Source organism: Candidatus Seribacter sulfatis (assembly GCF_964187635.1).
GTDB classification, from domain to species: domain Bacteria; phylum Verrucomicrobiota; class Verrucomicrobiia; order Opitutales; family Seribacteraceae; genus Seribacter; species Seribacter sulfatis.
The window spans coordinates 40,202-56,554 of the sequence record NZ_CAXLMO010000012.1; the positions used below are offsets into that span (position 1 = coordinate 40,202).

The 16,353-nt window shown below is 43.7% G+C and carries 13 protein-coding genes; 8 read left to right on the top strand and 5 right to left on the bottom strand.

Translation table 11 applies throughout. From position 1 onward, the window contains the following. Window positions 1-52 precede the first annotated feature (52 nt). The 6 genes from ACKPQ5_RS01495 (at window position 53) to lpdA (ending at window position 7,038) form a co-directional block, all read left to right on the top strand. Complete coding sequence (locus tag ACKPQ5_RS01495) at window positions 53-754, top strand: hypothetical protein (protein WP_407677321.1); 702 nt, start codon at window positions 53-55, stop codon at window positions 752-754. Beyond that, window positions 751-969, top strand: a complete 219-nt coding sequence (locus ACKPQ5_RS01500; protein WP_407677322.1) for a hypothetical protein — start codon at window positions 751-753, stop codon at window positions 967-969. The genes ACKPQ5_RS01495 and ACKPQ5_RS01500 overlap by 4 nt, the downstream gene beginning before the upstream one ends. A gap of 29 nt (window positions 970-998) precedes the next feature. Continuing rightward, a complete protein-coding gene (locus ACKPQ5_RS01505; protein WP_407677323.1) occupies window positions 999-1,460 on the top strand; it encodes a hypothetical protein in 462 nt (153 codons plus the stop codon). A gap of 89 nt (window positions 1,461-1,549) precedes the next feature. Continuing rightward, window positions 1,550-4,306, top strand: coding sequence for a 2-oxoglutarate dehydrogenase E1 component (locus tag ACKPQ5_RS01510; protein WP_407677324.1), 2,757 nt, complete (start codon window positions 1,550-1,552; stop codon window positions 4,304-4,306). A gap of 11 nt (window positions 4,307-4,317) precedes the next feature. After that, a complete protein-coding gene (odhB, locus tag ACKPQ5_RS01515) occupies window positions 4,318-5,628 on the top strand; it encodes a 2-oxoglutarate dehydrogenase complex dihydrolipoyllysine-residue succinyltransferase (protein ID WP_407677325.1) in 1,311 nt (436 codons plus the stop codon). 3 nt (window positions 5,629-5,631) lie between these two features. Then, a complete protein-coding gene (gene lpdA / locus ACKPQ5_RS01520) occupies window positions 5,632-7,038 on the top strand; it encodes a dihydrolipoyl dehydrogenase (protein ID WP_407677326.1) in 1,407 nt (468 codons plus the stop codon). A gap of 34 nt (window positions 7,039-7,072) precedes the next feature. Here the strand turns inward: lpdA and ACKPQ5_RS01525 are convergent, their stop codons facing one another. The 5 genes from ACKPQ5_RS01525 to ACKPQ5_RS01545 all read right to left on the bottom strand — a co-directional run bounded on the left by ACKPQ5_RS01525 (window position 7,073) and on the right by ACKPQ5_RS01545 (window position 11,705). Continuing rightward, the gene (locus tag ACKPQ5_RS01525) at window positions 7,073-8,470 is read right to left on the bottom strand and encodes a hypothetical protein (protein ID WP_407677327.1); all 1,398 of its coding nucleotides are present in this window, start codon (window positions 8,468-8,470) and stop codon (window positions 7,073-7,075) included. Then, complete coding sequence (locus ACKPQ5_RS01530; protein WP_407677328.1) at window positions 8,467-8,994, bottom strand: RNA polymerase sigma factor; 528 nt, start codon at window positions 8,992-8,994, stop codon at window positions 8,467-8,469. Before ACKPQ5_RS01530 ends, ACKPQ5_RS01525 begins: the two co-directional genes overlap by 4 nt. Window positions 8,995-9,107: 113 nt before the next feature. Further along, window positions 9,108-9,911 (bottom strand): sugar phosphate isomerase/epimerase family protein, encoded by an 804-nt coding sequence (locus tag ACKPQ5_RS01535; RefSeq protein WP_407677329.1) that lies wholly within the window; start codon window positions 9,909-9,911, stop codon window positions 9,108-9,110. 70 nt (window positions 9,912-9,981) lie between these two features. Beyond that, entirely contained in the window at window positions 9,982-11,172 is a 1,191-nt protein-coding gene (locus tag ACKPQ5_RS01540) for a DUF2851 family protein (RefSeq protein ID WP_407677330.1), read from the bottom strand. Next, on the bottom strand, window positions 11,172-11,705 hold the full coding sequence (locus ACKPQ5_RS01545) for an NYN domain-containing protein (protein WP_407677331.1): 534 nt from the start codon (window positions 11,703-11,705) through the stop codon (window positions 11,172-11,174). Before ACKPQ5_RS01545 ends, ACKPQ5_RS01540 begins: the two co-directional genes overlap by 1 nt. A gap of 52 nt (window positions 11,706-11,757) precedes the next feature. Here ACKPQ5_RS01545 and fabD point away from each other — a divergent pair, with 52 nt between their 5' ends. Beyond that, window positions 11,758-12,600: an ACP S-malonyltransferase gene (fabD, locus tag ACKPQ5_RS01550; RefSeq protein WP_407677332.1), complete on the top strand. Its 843-nt coding sequence runs from the start codon at window positions 11,758-11,760 to the stop codon at window positions 12,598-12,600. A gap of 415 nt (window positions 12,601-13,015) precedes the next feature. After that, the coding region (locus tag ACKPQ5_RS01555; RefSeq protein WP_407677333.1) for an Ig-like domain-containing protein at window positions 13,016-16,353 on the top strand (3,338 nt) is incomplete at its 3' end.

The window sequence follows — 16,353 nt, forward strand, 5'->3', positions numbered from 1 at the left end:
TGATTCATCTCTTTTTATATATCAAAACTATTCTAGTTCAATAATTACCATTATGCGCCTGCGTCTTTCTAAAAAAACTAGAAAAAAATTACCGATCAAAGATGATCAGATTCCTTTAAAGACAAAGGAAAATCTTGAAGAGTATCTTCAATCGGCAATTTCTTTTTTGCAAACCCAGCAAAATGTGCTGGAGAGAACAGTCGAAATTCTTGAAGAAATTACCACATTGGCACCCACCATGAAAGCCGATGTGATTCGTTCGGTTTCGCGGGAGGAAGAGGTAGCTTCACGAAAGCAATTTAAGGTGCTCAGGCAGGAATTAAACTGGCTCTCTAGTCTTGAGTTTAATCAGCGTAATTTATTCAGTCAGAATGCTCAGGACACCGCATTCAAGCTTTTCAAGGAAGCGGGGCCAAGCGCTCCGGTTATTAAGCAACATGCAGCACCTCACTATCTTGAACCTCTTCAGCATGATGAAGACGAGGTGAATGAAAAAACGGTTCAAAATTGCTTACAGGCTCTTCAGGAAATGCTTGGACAGGCAGATGCCGCGGAAACGGATCTTCAAACGAGCTTCAAAGCTCTCGCCGCTGACCCAGGTGCACATAAAAAACTGAAATTCCTGGAAGAACGTGTAAAAACATGGGTTTCCGAGGTAATTGATGGGCAAGATGGATTATCAGTTCAGGCAAACTTGATTACTAAGCGGGTGGATGGATTGGTTCAGGGCTTACAGGGTTTGATTCAAGAATGAATAGCGATCAGACTTTTTCTTCTCCCGCACCTGGGGGAAAGGGAAAAGAGTTCCTTGGTATTCATTTTGTGAAGTGCGGAACCTATGGCCGCATTTACAAAAATCAACAAGGTACCGCATATTCTGGTCATTGTCCCCGTTGCATGCACCCGATTCGGGTCAGAATTGCACCAGGAGGCACTGGGAATCGTTTTTTTAAATGCTTTTGTCCCTAATGCAAATGGGGTGCCTTGCCAGATAGCTAATGATCTCCTCTGCTGTCGGTCTTATTACGCGAGGTCACAGAATTGCCTCGGGACAACATCGAGATGTTCGTTTTCCACAGGGTACTTTGGTAATGCAATCCCCCTTTTTTAAACAAAACGGTTTTGATATAACTTGTTTTTTCAAAGGTACTTTGAATATTTCATTACAGGATGCTGATTTCAAGTTAGGACGGCCTTCATATTTTTTTCCGCTCGTTCAATGGTCTACTGATTTACCTCCCGAAAATTTTTCGTTTTATCAATGCTCTCTTTCAATGAATGGGTGTTCGATTATCTATGAATCTTTTGTCTACTGGCCTCATCCCTCCACCAAGCCCGAATTCAAACAGGACCCTTCAGTATTAGAGGTAATTGCACCCTTTATTGAAGAAGCCCATTATGGAGATGAAATTACCATTACTGCCGATTCTTCGAGCATTAATTTCTCGGCCAATATTTGAAAATTATATAAAAATATTTCCCCAGAATATTTTTTTCGGGTTTTACTTGTTTTTAATTCATTTAAAGCGTACGAATTACCGCGTTCACTATGATTAAAAATCCTACTTTTGCCTCCCGTTGGAATGTCGACGAAATTGACCGTCAATACGCCCTTTGGCTTGATTCTCCTTCGTCAGTATCTACGGAGTGGCAATATTTCTTTGAAGGCTTTCATTTAGGGAGCGAGCATGACGGGCTCCCCGACCGAGATGACGCACCTAGTCCAATTGCATCTCCGGATAGAGAGGTGGGAGAAAAACATGCTCGTCTCTACGGTGCCATTTATTCTTTCCGCGATATCGGTCATACACAGGGTACTTTTGATCCCTTAAGTGATGAGATTAAAGAAAACCCCCGGTTAAGTTTGGAAAGACTGGGCTTTGACCCCAATGATTTGAACGAAGTTCATTTTACTGGTAATTATTTAGGTGGTGTTCGAATGTCGATTGGTGAAATTTTAGACCGATTAAAAAAGACATACTGTGGCAATATAGGCGTAGAATATCTTCATTTGCAGACCACTGAGAAACGGCGTTGGATACAGTCTAAGATCGAACCTAAGATGAATGTTCCTTCGTTCAATCATGATGAAAAACTTAGGATTCTTCGAAAAATAATTCAAGCCGAAGAATTTGAAAATTTTCTTCATACCCGTTATGTCGGCCAAAAACGTTTTTCCTTGGAGGGCGGTGAAACCCTCATTACTGCCTTGGACTCAATTTTTCAAAAATGCCCTGATGAGGGAGTCGAAGAAATTGTAATGGGAATGGCCCATCGTGGACGATTAAATGTGCTCGCCAATGTGATGGGGAAATCCCACGAATTTATTTTTCGTGAATTCTCTGAGAATTTTGTTCCAGACGGTGCACATGGAAGCGGAGATGTAAAATATCATTTAGGATATGAGTCTGTACGGACCACTTCCAGCGGTCAGCAGGTTGTCATTCATTTATCGCCCAATCCCAGTCACTTAGAAGCAGTAAATGGTGTGGTTGAAGGAAAAGTGCGTGCTCGTCAGCGTCTCCGCGGGGATAAGGATCGCAGTCGCGTCCTTCCCATTCTCATACATGGCGATGCTGCCATGGCGGGACAGGGAGTTGTTTCAGAGGTATTTAATTTTTCCAAACTACCAGGATATCGCACAGGCGGGACAGTTCATGTGGTGGTGAATAATCAGATTGGTTTTACTACAGACCCGACAGAGGCCCGTTCCAGTTTATACTGCACAGACGTGGCAAAAGTGATTGAGGCACCCATTTTTCATGTGAACGGAAATGATCCCCTTGCAGTTGCTATGGTCGCGGAAATCGCATTGGAGTATCGCCAGAAATTCCGGGAGGATGTGGTGATCGATGTGAATTGTTATCGAAAGCATGGTCATAATGAAGCCGATGACCCCGCGTTCACACAACCCCTGCTTTACAAAAAAATCAAGGCTATGCCGGGAATCTCTAATGTATTTTCCAAGGAACTGGTAAGTGCGGGGGATCTCAATCAAGAGGAGTGTGATGAAATTCACAAACGCTTACGTCGTCATTTGGACGCTTCTTTAGAAAAAGTGAAAACGGTTAAGAAATCGAGCACCTTTGAGGGGTCCGTTGCGGTGAAGCAAATTCCCTACGACTTTACACCAGTTTCAACCGCGGTCGAGAAGAAGGACTTAGAAAAAGTGGTTCGTGCACTGTCGACTTGCCCGGAAGGTTTTAACCTAAATCCAAAAATCAAAAGGCAGGTCGATGCGAAGGCAAAGAATTTCAAGTCCGGATTAGGGATTGATTGGGGTTTTGCTGAACTGTTGGCCTTCGGTTCATTAATGTTAGATGGTACTCCTATCCGACTTTCTGGACAGGATAGTGAACGGGGTACTTTTAGTCATCGTCATGCAGTTTGGTATGACAGTAAGGACCGAACGCGATATGTTCCTTTATTGAATATGGAAGACCGGCAGGGACAATTTTGTGTCTACAATTCCCTCTTATCGGAAGCGGCGGTATTAGCTTTTGACTACGGTTATTCGCTTGATTATCCAAGCATGCTCTCGATTTGGGAAGCTCAGTTTGGAGATTTTGTCAATGGAGCCCAGGTCATTATTGATCAATTTATAATGAGTGCGGAGGATAAATGGGGGGCGGTTTCAGATATCGTTCTTTTATTACCACATGGCTTCGAAGGCCAAGGTCCTGAGCACAGTTCTGCCCGACTGGAACGATTTCTTCAGGGCTGTGCAGAAGACAACATTGTTGTGGCAAATTTAAGTACCCCAGCACAATATTTTCATGCTCTTCGCCGTCAGAAGAAAAAAGAGTATGCAAAACCATTAGTCATCATGGCACCAAAGAGCCTACTTCGAAATAAATTGTGCATCTCGGAAGTGAAAGACTTGGTCAAGGGAAGTTTTGAAGAATTCTTACCCGATCCAACACCCGCAAAAAAGACAGAAAACTTAATTTTGTGTTCGGGTAAAGTGTACTATGACCTACTTGAAGCCAGGGAGGGAATTCGGAATTCAAAATCCACAATTATACGAGTCGAGCAGTTTTATCCATTTGATAAAGCGAAGTTTCAAGAAGTCGTTGCACCTTATGCCAAGGCAAAACGTATCGTTTGGTGCCAAGAAGAACCCTACAACATGGGAGCCTGGAACTTTCTTTTCCCTATCTTTGAAGAAATGCTCGGTCGACGACCTTACTTTGCCGGTAGAACTGCCACTGCCAGCCCGGCAACTGGATCTTTGACCTTACACAAGATTGAACAGGCGGCACTGGTTGCAGACGCCCTAGATCAAACACAAACTTCTCATACTTAATTTTTTTAGTTATGCCTATTGATGTAAAAATCCCCGCACTTGGTGAATCAATCTCCTCTGGTGTTCTATCCGCTTGGAAGGTATCGGAGGGAACTTATGTTGAGATCGATCAACCAATATACGAATTAGAAACGGATAAAATTACCCAGGAAGGGCTTGCTGAAGTGGCCGGAGTAATTTCATTTTTAGCGAAAGAAGGTGATGAAGTTGAGATCGGAGCAACGATTGCCAATATTGATGAATCCGCGGATAACCCAAACTCCTCAGCATCCGTGCCAAAGCCACAAGCACAGGAGCCTGTAGTTGAAGTGCCTGCTACTACTACTGTGGCACCCCCTGAGAGCATGGATGCCCCCTCCCCTTCCTTGCCCTCTCAAGACGAATCTGACCCAAAGGTGGATGACTCGATTCCCGCCCCGTTACCTCTTTCCCCTGCTGTCCGGAAAATCCTGGCTGAGACTGATATTGACCCCACCACAATTTCAGGAACTGGAAAAGACGGTCGTATTACGAAAGCCGATGTACTTGCTGCTAAAAGTGCTGAACCTTCGCCCTCAGTGGCAGCCCCTTCTACTCCGGTGAGCCCTCCAAAGGCAGCACCGGTTACTCCTGCCTCTGTTGATAGTCGAAGCACCCGCCGGCCTCTTTCTCCAATCCGTAGGAAAATTGCCTCACGATTGGTGGAGGCACAGCAAACCGCCGCCATTTTATCGACCTTTAATGAGGTTGATCTTTCCGCCATCATGGCATTACGAAAAAAGCATCAAGATTCTTTCGTAAAACAAAATGGAGTGAAACTCGGGTTTATGTCATTTTTTGTAAAGGGCGTGGTTCATGCCCTTCGTGCCGTTCCGCAGATCAATGCTCGGATGGAAGGAAATGAATTGGTTGAAAACCATTATTTTGATATCGGAGTCGCAGTCGGCACGAAGAAGGGACTGGTTGTACCCGTGTTACGGGATTGTGACCAACTTGGCTTTGCCGAAATTGAGCAATCTATTGTTCAGTACGCTGAGAAAGCTCGAACTGGAGGGATTACCCTTCAGGATATGCAGGGTGGTTGCTTTACTATCACTAATGGGGGTATTTACGGTTCCCTTTTATCGACTCCGATTATTAATCCGCCCCAGAGTGGTATACTGGGAATGCATTCGATCCAAGAACGGCCAGTCGCCGTGAATGGAGAGGTGGTAATTCGTCCGATGATGTATACTGCACTGTCCTATGACCACCGAGTGGTGGACGGAAAAGAAGCAGTTACCTTTTTGGTGAAGTTGAAGGAAGCGATGGAAGACCCTGCTCGCTTGGCCTTGGGGATTTAAGTTATGAGTAACCAAGAAAAGTTTGATGTCTTAGTGGTAGGTGCCGGACCTGGAGGCTATGTTTGTGCCATTCGATGTGCCCAATTAGGATTAAAGACTGGGTTGATTGAGAAAAATCCTCGATTAGGAGGAACCTGCCTCAATGTCGGGTGCATCCCGAGCAAAGCTCTTCTTCACTCCACTGAGATTTATCATGAACTCCTTCATTCCGCCGAGTCCCATGGTATCGTGGCGAAAGGAATAAGCCATGATATTTCGAAATTGATGAAAAAAAAGGATGCGGTTGTGGACCAACTCGGAAAAGGCGTAGCCGCCTTGGTCAAAAAGAAAGGTGTCACACTGATACCAGGAACTGCAACACTTTTACCGGAGGGTAAAGTGGAGGTGACTCATCAGGATTCCTCTCAGACTCTAACAGCAAATGAGATTATTTTAGCAACTGGTTCCAAGCCGGTTGAACTTCCATTTCTCCCCTTTGATGGCACTAAAATTGTCCATAGTGACCACGGCATTGCATTTGAAAAAGTACCGAAAAAAATGGTGGTTGTGGGAGGCGGTGCGATTGGTCTTGAACTTGGCTGCGTTTGGTCGCGTCTTGGGTCAGAGGTTACTATTATTGAGTTTCTTCCTGAGATTTGCCCACAACTCGATTTAGAGGTGGCAAAGGTAGCAAGAAAAATCTTGGAAAAACAGGGTCTCCAATTTTCACTTTCAACCAAGGTAACTGCCGCAAAGAATACCAAAACCGGAACTACTTTATCATTAGAGTCGGAGGGAAATGAATCCTCGGTCTCAGCGGATCGGGTTCTCGTCGCGGTAGGTCGTGCACCCTGTGCGGATGGCTTAGGCTTAGAGAATATTGGAGTGCAAACGGATGATAAAGGTCGTGTACTGGTTGATGCGAGTTTCTCGACTAATATCGCAGGTGTTCGTGCCATTGGTGATTTGATCCCCGGGCCCATGCTAGCTCACAAAGCAGAGGAGGACGGTGTTGCCTGCGCTGAGATTATTGCGGGACAGTCCGGACATGTGAACTATGATCTCGTCCCCGGAGTTATTTATGTCGATCCAGAAATTGCCAATATTGGCCTAAGTGAGGCCCAGGCAAAAGCGAAAAATATACCGGTTCGAGCCGGTTCTTTTCCATTAGCTGCAAACGGTCGCGCTCTGGCAACGGGAGCAACCGATGGTATTGTGAAAGTGGTTGCACATGCAGAAACCGATCGATTGCTCGGAGTCCAAATTGTGGCTCGAAGTGCTTCGGAATTGATCGCGTCGGCCGTAGCTCATATGGAATATGGAGGTTCAGCCGAGGACTTAGCCCGTACCATTCACGCACACCCCACCCTTTCGGAATCCCTGAAGGAAGCTGCTCTTTCAGTCGACGGTCGCGGTCTTCATAGTTTTTAAATCACTCCAGTAAAATGGAATTACCAGGGATAGATTATTTGATCGGAATCCGATTCTCTTTCTCATCTAATTTCCACGCCTCTTCAATTTGAATACTGTAAGTGGTAAAGTCTAGGTCTTTTACTAGATCACTTTTTGCCATTCTTTTATTTTTTATTTCGGCCACTTTAACCCTTGTTAAATGACCCACTATAATCACTGTGGAAGAATTTGAGTCTGACAATCGGAGTTGGTAGCCAAGACCATCGGGTAGCGTTGATTTTCCACGCATTGTTTCGTTCAGTCTAACGAATTCAATAGCGGTATCAGTTTTCTTGATTATCCTAACTTTACCTAATGTTTTCCCCTTCGAGGTAAACAAATAAGTAGGTTCTGAACTACCCCAAAGTCGGGGGAGATATTCACTGATTAAGCCCTTTTGAAATTGAGGAATCGCCTGCGTCTGGAACCTCCCGGAAGAGGTTCGATTTGTTTGAGTGGAATTTTCCGAACCAGCTGCTTTCCGCTTTTTCTCTGAAATGATTATATCCTCATTTTGCTCAATTTGTTCGGTACGAAGGGGGGGAACTACCGAATCTTCTATTATTGGTTTCGGTGAGGGATCCACTACCTTTTCTTTTTTTACTGATAGTTCCGCACCCAGTTCCTTTGTGTGAAGCATGATTGAATGATCTGCACCCAGGTTTTGTATTTTTGATAAGGTTTCGGACTGAACTCGAGGGGGGGCACTCCTATTAGCAGATGATGGGACTGGTGAAACAACAGAAGTGGAATCTTCCACTGAGTTGAAAGGTATTGGTTCCGAGTACGCAAGTACATCGCCAATAGAGAGGGAATTATTTAAATCCCTTTTCATGGCCTCAACTTCAATGGTTGACCGTTGGGTGAGTATTTGGACTACTCCTTCTTGAGCCTGGTTTTCAAGAGCTAAATTAAGTGCAAGTTCCTCTTCAGTATCAATTGCATCTGTCGTTGTCCCTTCAAGTTCGTCCTGTTCGCTGGTACTTTCTTGCTCGCGATTGAGGGTGATTTCGGCGGTTGATAAATGATCTGAGTCAGTCACGGATAAAATTAGGAATGCACAAGCCGCAATGCCTAAAGGGACCCAAAAAAGAAAATGGTCTGATTTTTTATCTTTGGGTAAGGAAGACTTTTGCTTTTCTAGCGTTTGAGTTTCCTCTTTTTCTACTAGTCCAAGGATTGTATTTCTCCGTTTTTGGCTTAATGAAAGTTCTCCTTCTTCTAGGTCAGGTAGAGGTTCCTTCGTGGACTGTTCAACCAATCTAATTGTGTCAGTCAAAACTCTTTCCATTTCCTGCAATTGTGGGTTTTCAGAAATGAGCCTTTGAATGAAAAGCTTTTTATCTTTATCAACTTCGCCCAGCAGGTACGAAATAATTTCTTCTTCACTAATATCTAAATCATTATTCATCGGAAAAAATCTTCTGCTTTTAATTCACTACTTAATTCTTTTATGATGTGATGTAATTTATAACCTACATTACTCACACTTAATCCGGTAATTTTTGAAATTTCATTATAACTTTTTTGCTGATCGAACTTAAGCGTTATAAGCTCTTTTGATTCTTTGGGTAATAATGAAATGGCATGACTTACACGATCGACAGCTTCTTTTTTTTCAAGGTTTTTAACTAGAATACTTTCAGTTGTACGGTTAAATGAATCGAGGAAGTCTAATTGCTCTTCATCAGTTGTACGCTGTAATCGACCATTTTTTCGAAGAAATGAAATACAAAGATTTCGAAGTGTTTTGTATAGCCAGGCCTTGGGTTGTAGGATTTTTTCGTCCTGTTTAAAAAAACGCAAAAAAGTGTCCTGTACTAAATCCTGTGCTTCCTCACGATCGTGAACAATTTGAAATGCATAATTCATTAATGGTTTTTCTAGTTTTTCAAACCATTCCTTCAATTGACTTTCAGTTTCGTCACATTTCATATTTTGATTAGAACCTCAAGTATGAAATGAGAAGAAGAAGGTTTAAAATATTTAATTTCACTGAGGAAGACGAAAAGAACTACTAATCCTTAGAAAGTTTATCAAATATCGAATTAATTTTCAAATAGTGCCTTCATTCTTTGCAGTCCAATTCGCAATGTTTCTTTTGGATCGATTTTCCACCATGATTCACTAAATAATTCGAGGCTTACTGTCCCATCATATCCCATTTCTTTCAAAGCAGTAGTTTCTGCTTTTAGGTCGATTTGGCCATCCCCTGGCATGACACGGTCCGGGTCTGTCTGAGTCCCTGCTGGTTTAACGGGGTCTGCATCATCAATGTGATAGTGACTTATCTTGTCTACTGGAATAGATCGTAATTCTGATTCGGTGGATCCGCTATTCCAATTGTGAAATGCATCGATGATCAAGGTGGCGTCTTCATCATCAGTGACTTGAACGATTTCCCATGCTTTGCTTAAAGTATGCACCGATTGAAAGAAGCTAATATATTCAAAGGTAGGCCGAATTCCTTCCTCTCGGCCAATTTTGAGTAGTTCTGCATAGCGCTCGGGCAAATGCTCGGTTTCTGTTTTTTCCAACGGTGGAGTGGCGACAATAAAAGGGGCTCCTAACCGAGCACCCAAAGCAAATCGCCTGCGTGCTTCGTCCAATACCAGTTGATGTTCCCATCCATCAAGGTCTCCCCATTGCCTCATCGCAATGACGGAGGGTACAATTAATCCATGATCCGCAATCGCCTTTTCAATATCCGTCACCTCACCCCCACGAGCCACATATTCCCATACATCATTAAGCCAAAGTTCAATCCCATCGTATCCGGCCTCTCCTACCAGGCGAATTTTATTTATTAGAGATTGGGGTTTAATGGTACTCGTATTGAGGCAATAGATCATAGTGTTTGGTTTTGTTTAAGTATTCAGCCCTAATTCGTGCTTTTTATTTGGCAAGAAGATATGTGATTAATTATCCAAGAATTCCCTTTTTAATACAATACCCGAGGAGGCCCTGAAGTGGTCCATTTGAAAAAGGCTTAGCTCGGGAATGCCCTGCGATCCCCATAGATCTGCTCACTTCTTTCAACGGATCGGGGAAGTCACCCGCAAACCAATGAAACCAGGTTGGAAAGTAATCCCGACGGTGAACTTCTGCTAATAAGGGCAGGCAGGCATCGACCCAAAGTGTATCCACCCGAGTACCTCCCCACACTCCACAAAGTATCTCATCAATCCATAGTTTTTTTAGGTTGTGAATGCCAAGATTATTTCGATTACTTCCTTCTGAATTTCCATCGAATGGGATATTAATCTTTAATAAATCTTCAATCCAATTGGGGTTTGCCCGCCATAATTCACCATATTGTCGTAATCTTTTCCGGGGATGATTTGCCGGTCTAAGACCTTTCAATTTCCAACTTTTTTCTGATTGGAAAACCTCGTCGGGATCAATTCCGCCGCATTTCCATTCCTGGGTGGGGTGACTCTGTCCAATTTTGCTCATTATCGCACGATTTCTCCGGTAGCCTAATACTTCGAGGAAACATTGATGAAAGGCCTCTTCCTGCTTGCTTTTTTGTAATCGTTTTTGAGCAAATTGTTTCTTTTTTAACCACCTTTCCTTGGCCAATTCATGATTTTTTTGAGTAACCTCGATTTGGTCAATTCGAGAATAAAGTGAACCAGTGTTTTTTGCCACATATGCCGATAAATTTTCGATCGCAATCGATTCCATGTGCTCTTCTAAACTTTGCCTGAGATGGGGCAAAAGAACGAGGAGGGGGATCTGCACTCCCTTCATTGTTTGGCAAGGCGTCCTTTTTTTTGCTTCTGGAAACAGGGTAACATGAAGAGCGACTCGGTTATAATTTGCATCCCGATTGTGCCCGTGGTTCTCCCAGTCAGAAGAATAAAAATGGATTTCAATATCTCCTTCTTGTTTCAATTGATCGATTGAAAGAGATGCATTTTTAAAATCCGGTCCTTCCTCTGCACGGTTCCATATTCCTGGATTCGAAATAATCAGCCTTTTGCCACATTCAGTATGAAGTTCCAAATCATTAAAATCCTGATCTGCCCAAATTTGTTGAATTACTTTTTCTTCAATTCGTAAGCTTCCATATAAACCAGGAATTTCTTCCACTCCCTGAAAACTTGCCATTAATGTGGGTTCCTCTCTCCCTTCTCGGGGAATGACAGTTGATTTTTGAGCGGACCTTTCTCTTCATTCCGGTAGTGATTTATTTTCACACGGGTACGATCTATACTATTATCCAGTTTTTTGATAAGCTCTTCAATCCTCATTGCGGTTGCACCTGACTCGTAAGCACAATTTCGAATAAGTCCATCATTAGTTGCCACAGAAATACGCTCTGGAAATTTTGCTGCCAGTAGCATTCTTTCAATGACTCCGTCCGCACCTTGGACAGAAGAAGAATAAATAATGGTATAGCTTTTGTTCCCTTCATGCTGATAGATCCTTCCCTTCCCTCCTCTTCCGTCAAAAACAACTGTTAAAAGACAATTCTCACCCGCCTGAATAGGTTCGAGAAATCGAATCAGGCTGTCGCGGGCCAAATTGCGGTCTTGGGTCAGTTCCTTGGATAATTCTGGGATCGCATGCAAGGCATTGTTCCCATCAATGATCAGATGTTCTTGCATTTTAGGTGGGTTCAGTAAAAAAAGAGAGTTCATTGGTACTATCCTCCCTCCTTTTTCGCAATTACAATATACTTATTAAAAAATTATGAGCACCGCATTTTTATTTCCTGGTCAAGGTTCCCAGTCGGTTGGTATGGGATCCGAATTATTTTCACGATTTCCAGACATGGTGGAGCAAAGTGATGAGATTCTGGGCTATTCAATAGAAGAATTATGTTTGCGGGAAGATGCAACGGACTTGAACCTCACAAACTTTACCCAACCTGCTCTTTACACGGTTAGTTGCTTGCAGACGAAAGCATTGCTTGAAGAAGGCAAATCACCCTCTTTTGCTGCCGGGCATTCAGTGGGAGAATTTGCTGCCCTGCAGTGTGCCAATGCCTTTTCTTTTGCTGATGGACTACAAATGGTGGCGAAGCGGGGCGAAATAATGTCCCAAGTTTCGGGTGGTGGAATGGCTGCGGTGATCGGCATGGATGCTGATAAAATTACCTCTATTTTGGATGAACAGGGAGCCGATCAAATTGATCTGGCCAATTTTAATTCGCCTGGACAGATCGTTATCTCTGGTCCTGCCTCACAAATTACCCAAGTTCTTTCTCCTCTTAAAGAGAGTGGTGCCCGAATGGTGGTTCCTTTAAAGGTAAGCGGAGCTTTCCACTCCCGCATGATGAATGAACCGGCAGCAGAATTTGCAGTTTTTTTACAAAACTTCTCTTTTTCTCTTCCCCAATTCCCTGTTTTTTCAAATGTCGAAGCACAACCATATTCCTCCGTTGATGCCATTCCTGAATTATTGATTAAACAAATATTTAGCCCAGTTAGATGGACCGAGGTTATCCAGGGACTTAGGCTAAAAAGGGTTGAAGAATTTATCGAATGCGGACCCGGTAAGGTTTTGACCAAATTACTCCGGCAAATCCCTTGAAATTTTATCTGAACTCTTTATTTCAAATCATTCATATTTTATGATTTATTTATTGTTATTTTAAGCTAATAGCGAGTTTTACAAAAAAAATATTATTTTTTTTCTCACCTAAACTACTGACTATCATGGGTTTATTTTTGCGCCATTAATAAAACCTTGTTTATTCGTATTAAATTCTGATTCTACACTAATATATGTGGTAACCTTAACATATTTTAGCCCAAGTTTTAGATCAGTTGTTTAGAGACAGTCCCTTTATTGTTTCACCTTTTTTTAGGTGGCAGGTTGTACTCGTTCAAATTTTCGGGCCATATCGATTGTTTAAGTCAAAAAAAGACCTGTGCACGCGCACACACACACCTCAATACCCGTTTTAATGCGAAATTTTTTAATTAACAAACAGTCACTACTTCCTATGAAGCAAGCCACTAAGTCTAATAATACTTCTAAATCATTCAGCTGGGTCTTTCCGACCCTGTTCGGAGTCCTGCTCTCCCTGCCCATTGAGCGAACGCTTGAAGCTGCCGTCGAGGGAGGTGCTCTAGTCAAGGGGGATGCACTTTCAGATGGTACAACCGTGATACCGGAAGCCAGTGCCACATCGAAAGCGATCAAATGGACCACGGCTGACTTGGATCCCAGTATTTTCGACCATAACTCGTCCACTCCCAGCCGTTTGAAGGTGAAAGCAGCAGGCGATTACTTCCTCGCTTTTACCGGTCCAATTCTTCAGCAGGCAAAAACTGCTGATAAGCGCTCGCAGGTTCACTTCTTTGTGAAGAAAAATGGCAGTACCACAATACAGGCAGGAACCGCTCGTTCTACTTATGTCAGGCATGACTCAGATCATACTGAAAGCAGTGGTCACATGCACTTGCTTCTCCCCAGTTTATCCGCAAATGATTATGTCGAAATTTATGCTAAGTGTTTTGACAATGCCGCTCAAAATTCGGTCAAATTAGGAACTGCTTCTCTATTCTTGGAAAAAATTGCTTCTTCCCGGACCATTTTTTCTGCTACCGCCACAAGATTGGTTGCGGGTACGAATTTGAATCCAAATACTGCTTCGGCCTTACAGTGGACTCAGGAAGTTGCTGATTCTGGCTTTACGCACAGTAATTCATCGAATAGTCACAACATTACTATAGCGAATGCGGGTAAGTACCTTGTATTTGCCAATGTACCCCTCAGCGGTGCGGTTGGCAGAGGATCCCCTCAAATGATCCCTAAGCTGGATGGTGTTCAAGTTTCTGGTGGTTTTGCCTCCCAAGGATACATTCGTAATACGGATGCAACGACCAAGTCATCGATACATTGGGTTGGCTTGGTACAGACTTCATCTGCCAATCAAGTCCTCACATTTGATCTTGGTAAGCGGGCGGCTGGTGGAACATTAACCGTACCGACTAATGAAAAAGCATCGGTCTTCATTGAGAAGCTGTCCAATGCCAACAATCTTTTCTCAGCTCGTGCCACTCAGCTTTCGACCGGTGACAATTGGAATGCCGTAGGCGAAGTGAAATGGGCCACGCAGGAATCGATTGATGCAGCGAAATTTACTCACTCCGCCTCTTCCAACGCCCACCAAGTTTCAGTTGATGGGGATGGTGACTATCTTCTCTTGTATTCTGATGGATTAACTGGTTCGGTTGCGAGAGTGAACCCCAAAATGGTGGTTCGTGTCAACGGAACTGACATCGCAGGTGCGGAAGTTTCTTCGCATTATCAAAGAGCTGATAGCGGACATAACTACTCTTCCGGTGCTTTGGTTACCGTTTTAAATGGCTTGAAGGCAAATGATGTCATCACGGTCGGGGTATCAGTAGAAGCCACATCCGGAACGGTGAATGATCATGTGGCGGGTCGTCTTGTACTGATTAAGAAACCCACCCTGCCCGCTCCGACTATAACGATTGCTCAAACATCGGGATCCTCTCCCATTTCAGCCAGTGTTACTTTTAAACAGGATGGTTCCAATGTATCAGTAACCGGATTTACTGCTTCCGATATTGTAGTTAACAATGCCACAATCGCGAATTTCTCGGGTTCTGGACATACCTACACTTTCAATGTTGTGCCCACCACCTATCCGGCGATTATCAATGTAACTATTCCCGCTGGATCAGCGGCAACCGGTGGCGGTGCTCAAACCGGTATTGGCACTGCTCTTACCCAGTTCCGTGACTTGGTTACCGACGACAATTCTCTTGCCTTATATCTACCCTTTGATGAAGGCACAGGTACGATTACCAAGGATCGTTCATCAAGTGGTAAGGATGGTACTCTCGGAGGTAATCCAACTTGGGTAGCGGGTAAGAGAGGGTATGCACTTGAATTGGATGGAACGGGAGATCAGGTTGATGTAGATGGTTTCAAAGGTGTGGTCGGTAACGGTCCGATAACTGTAGCTTTGTGGTTTAAATCCACATACAACAATACAACCGCTCAACAATCTTTTGTCAGCTGGGGTGTGAATGGAGGTGGTTTGAGATACACATTGAACTTTGATGGAGGAAAAATTCGTTTAGACAACGCCGGTGGTGCTGCGACCACTAATGCATCTTATGCCGACGGTTTGTGGCATCATTTGGTTACAATCAAATCAAACAACGGTAACCTTGGTAATGTTGTTCATTATGTGGACGGCGTTGTATCTGCAAATGGAGGTGCCGGTGGTTCAACCTTTAACCTTAGAGAAAGTGCAAATTTCACTATCGGAGGGGACCGCACGGGTGGAGGCAGAATTAATTTTATAGGAACGATTGACGATTTCCGACTCTACAGCAAAGAGCTAAATGCTACCGCTGTTTCCGCGTTGTATGCAAGCGGAGCGGGTGAGGGATACTATACCTCAACCATTCCAACCCTAACCGTGGATGAATATGCGAATTCTAGTCCCGTTCCGGTGAGTGTTACTTTTAAACGCGGTGGATCCAATCTTCCCGTTGCCGGCTTTGCATCCAGTGACATTAGCGTAAGCGGTGGTTCAGTTAGTAATTTCAGTTCTTCCGGAGGTGGAGGTCATACTTACACTTTTAAGGTAACCCCTACTACTTTTCCATCTACAGTAACGGTTACGATTCCCAAAGGAGCGGCCGCAGGTGGTGGTGGAGTGTATCAAAATGATGTGGTCAGTAAGAGCTTTCTTGCCTCTTATCCGGCTTCTTTTTCTACCACGACTCTGGGGGATGTTGAAATGTGGTATGATGCATCGGATTTAAATGCAGATGGTACGACCGATACGGGCTACAGTACGGGAAATGCGGTGAATTCATGGAGTGATAAGTCGGGTAATGGGTATCACTTGACCAAAGCAGGAGATCCCACATGGGCCTCTCAAAATGGACTGGGCGTAGTGAATTTTGACGGGAATGATGCCTACTATTCAGCGAATGAATGGGGTGGAAAGCGGAAATTCACCATGTTTTCGATTTCCCGTTATACCCATTCCACCGATACCAATCGGGTTATATCAGACCGCACTCATAACTGGTTATTTGGATACCATGGCGGAAATATGAATAAATGGTATTTTAATGGATGGTTAACGGATAATGCTAATGGAAAAGACACTAAGTTTCACCTGCATGTGGCTTCGATGTCAGACGACGATCAGGGAAATACTTTTTACGATGGCGCTCGAGTGGGAGCAGTAAATGGAAATGGGGCTCATAACACCACCTATTTACCCAGGAGTTTACAGTTTGGTGGACAGGGAACGAATTCCGAATTTTCCAAATGTGAAATTGCAGA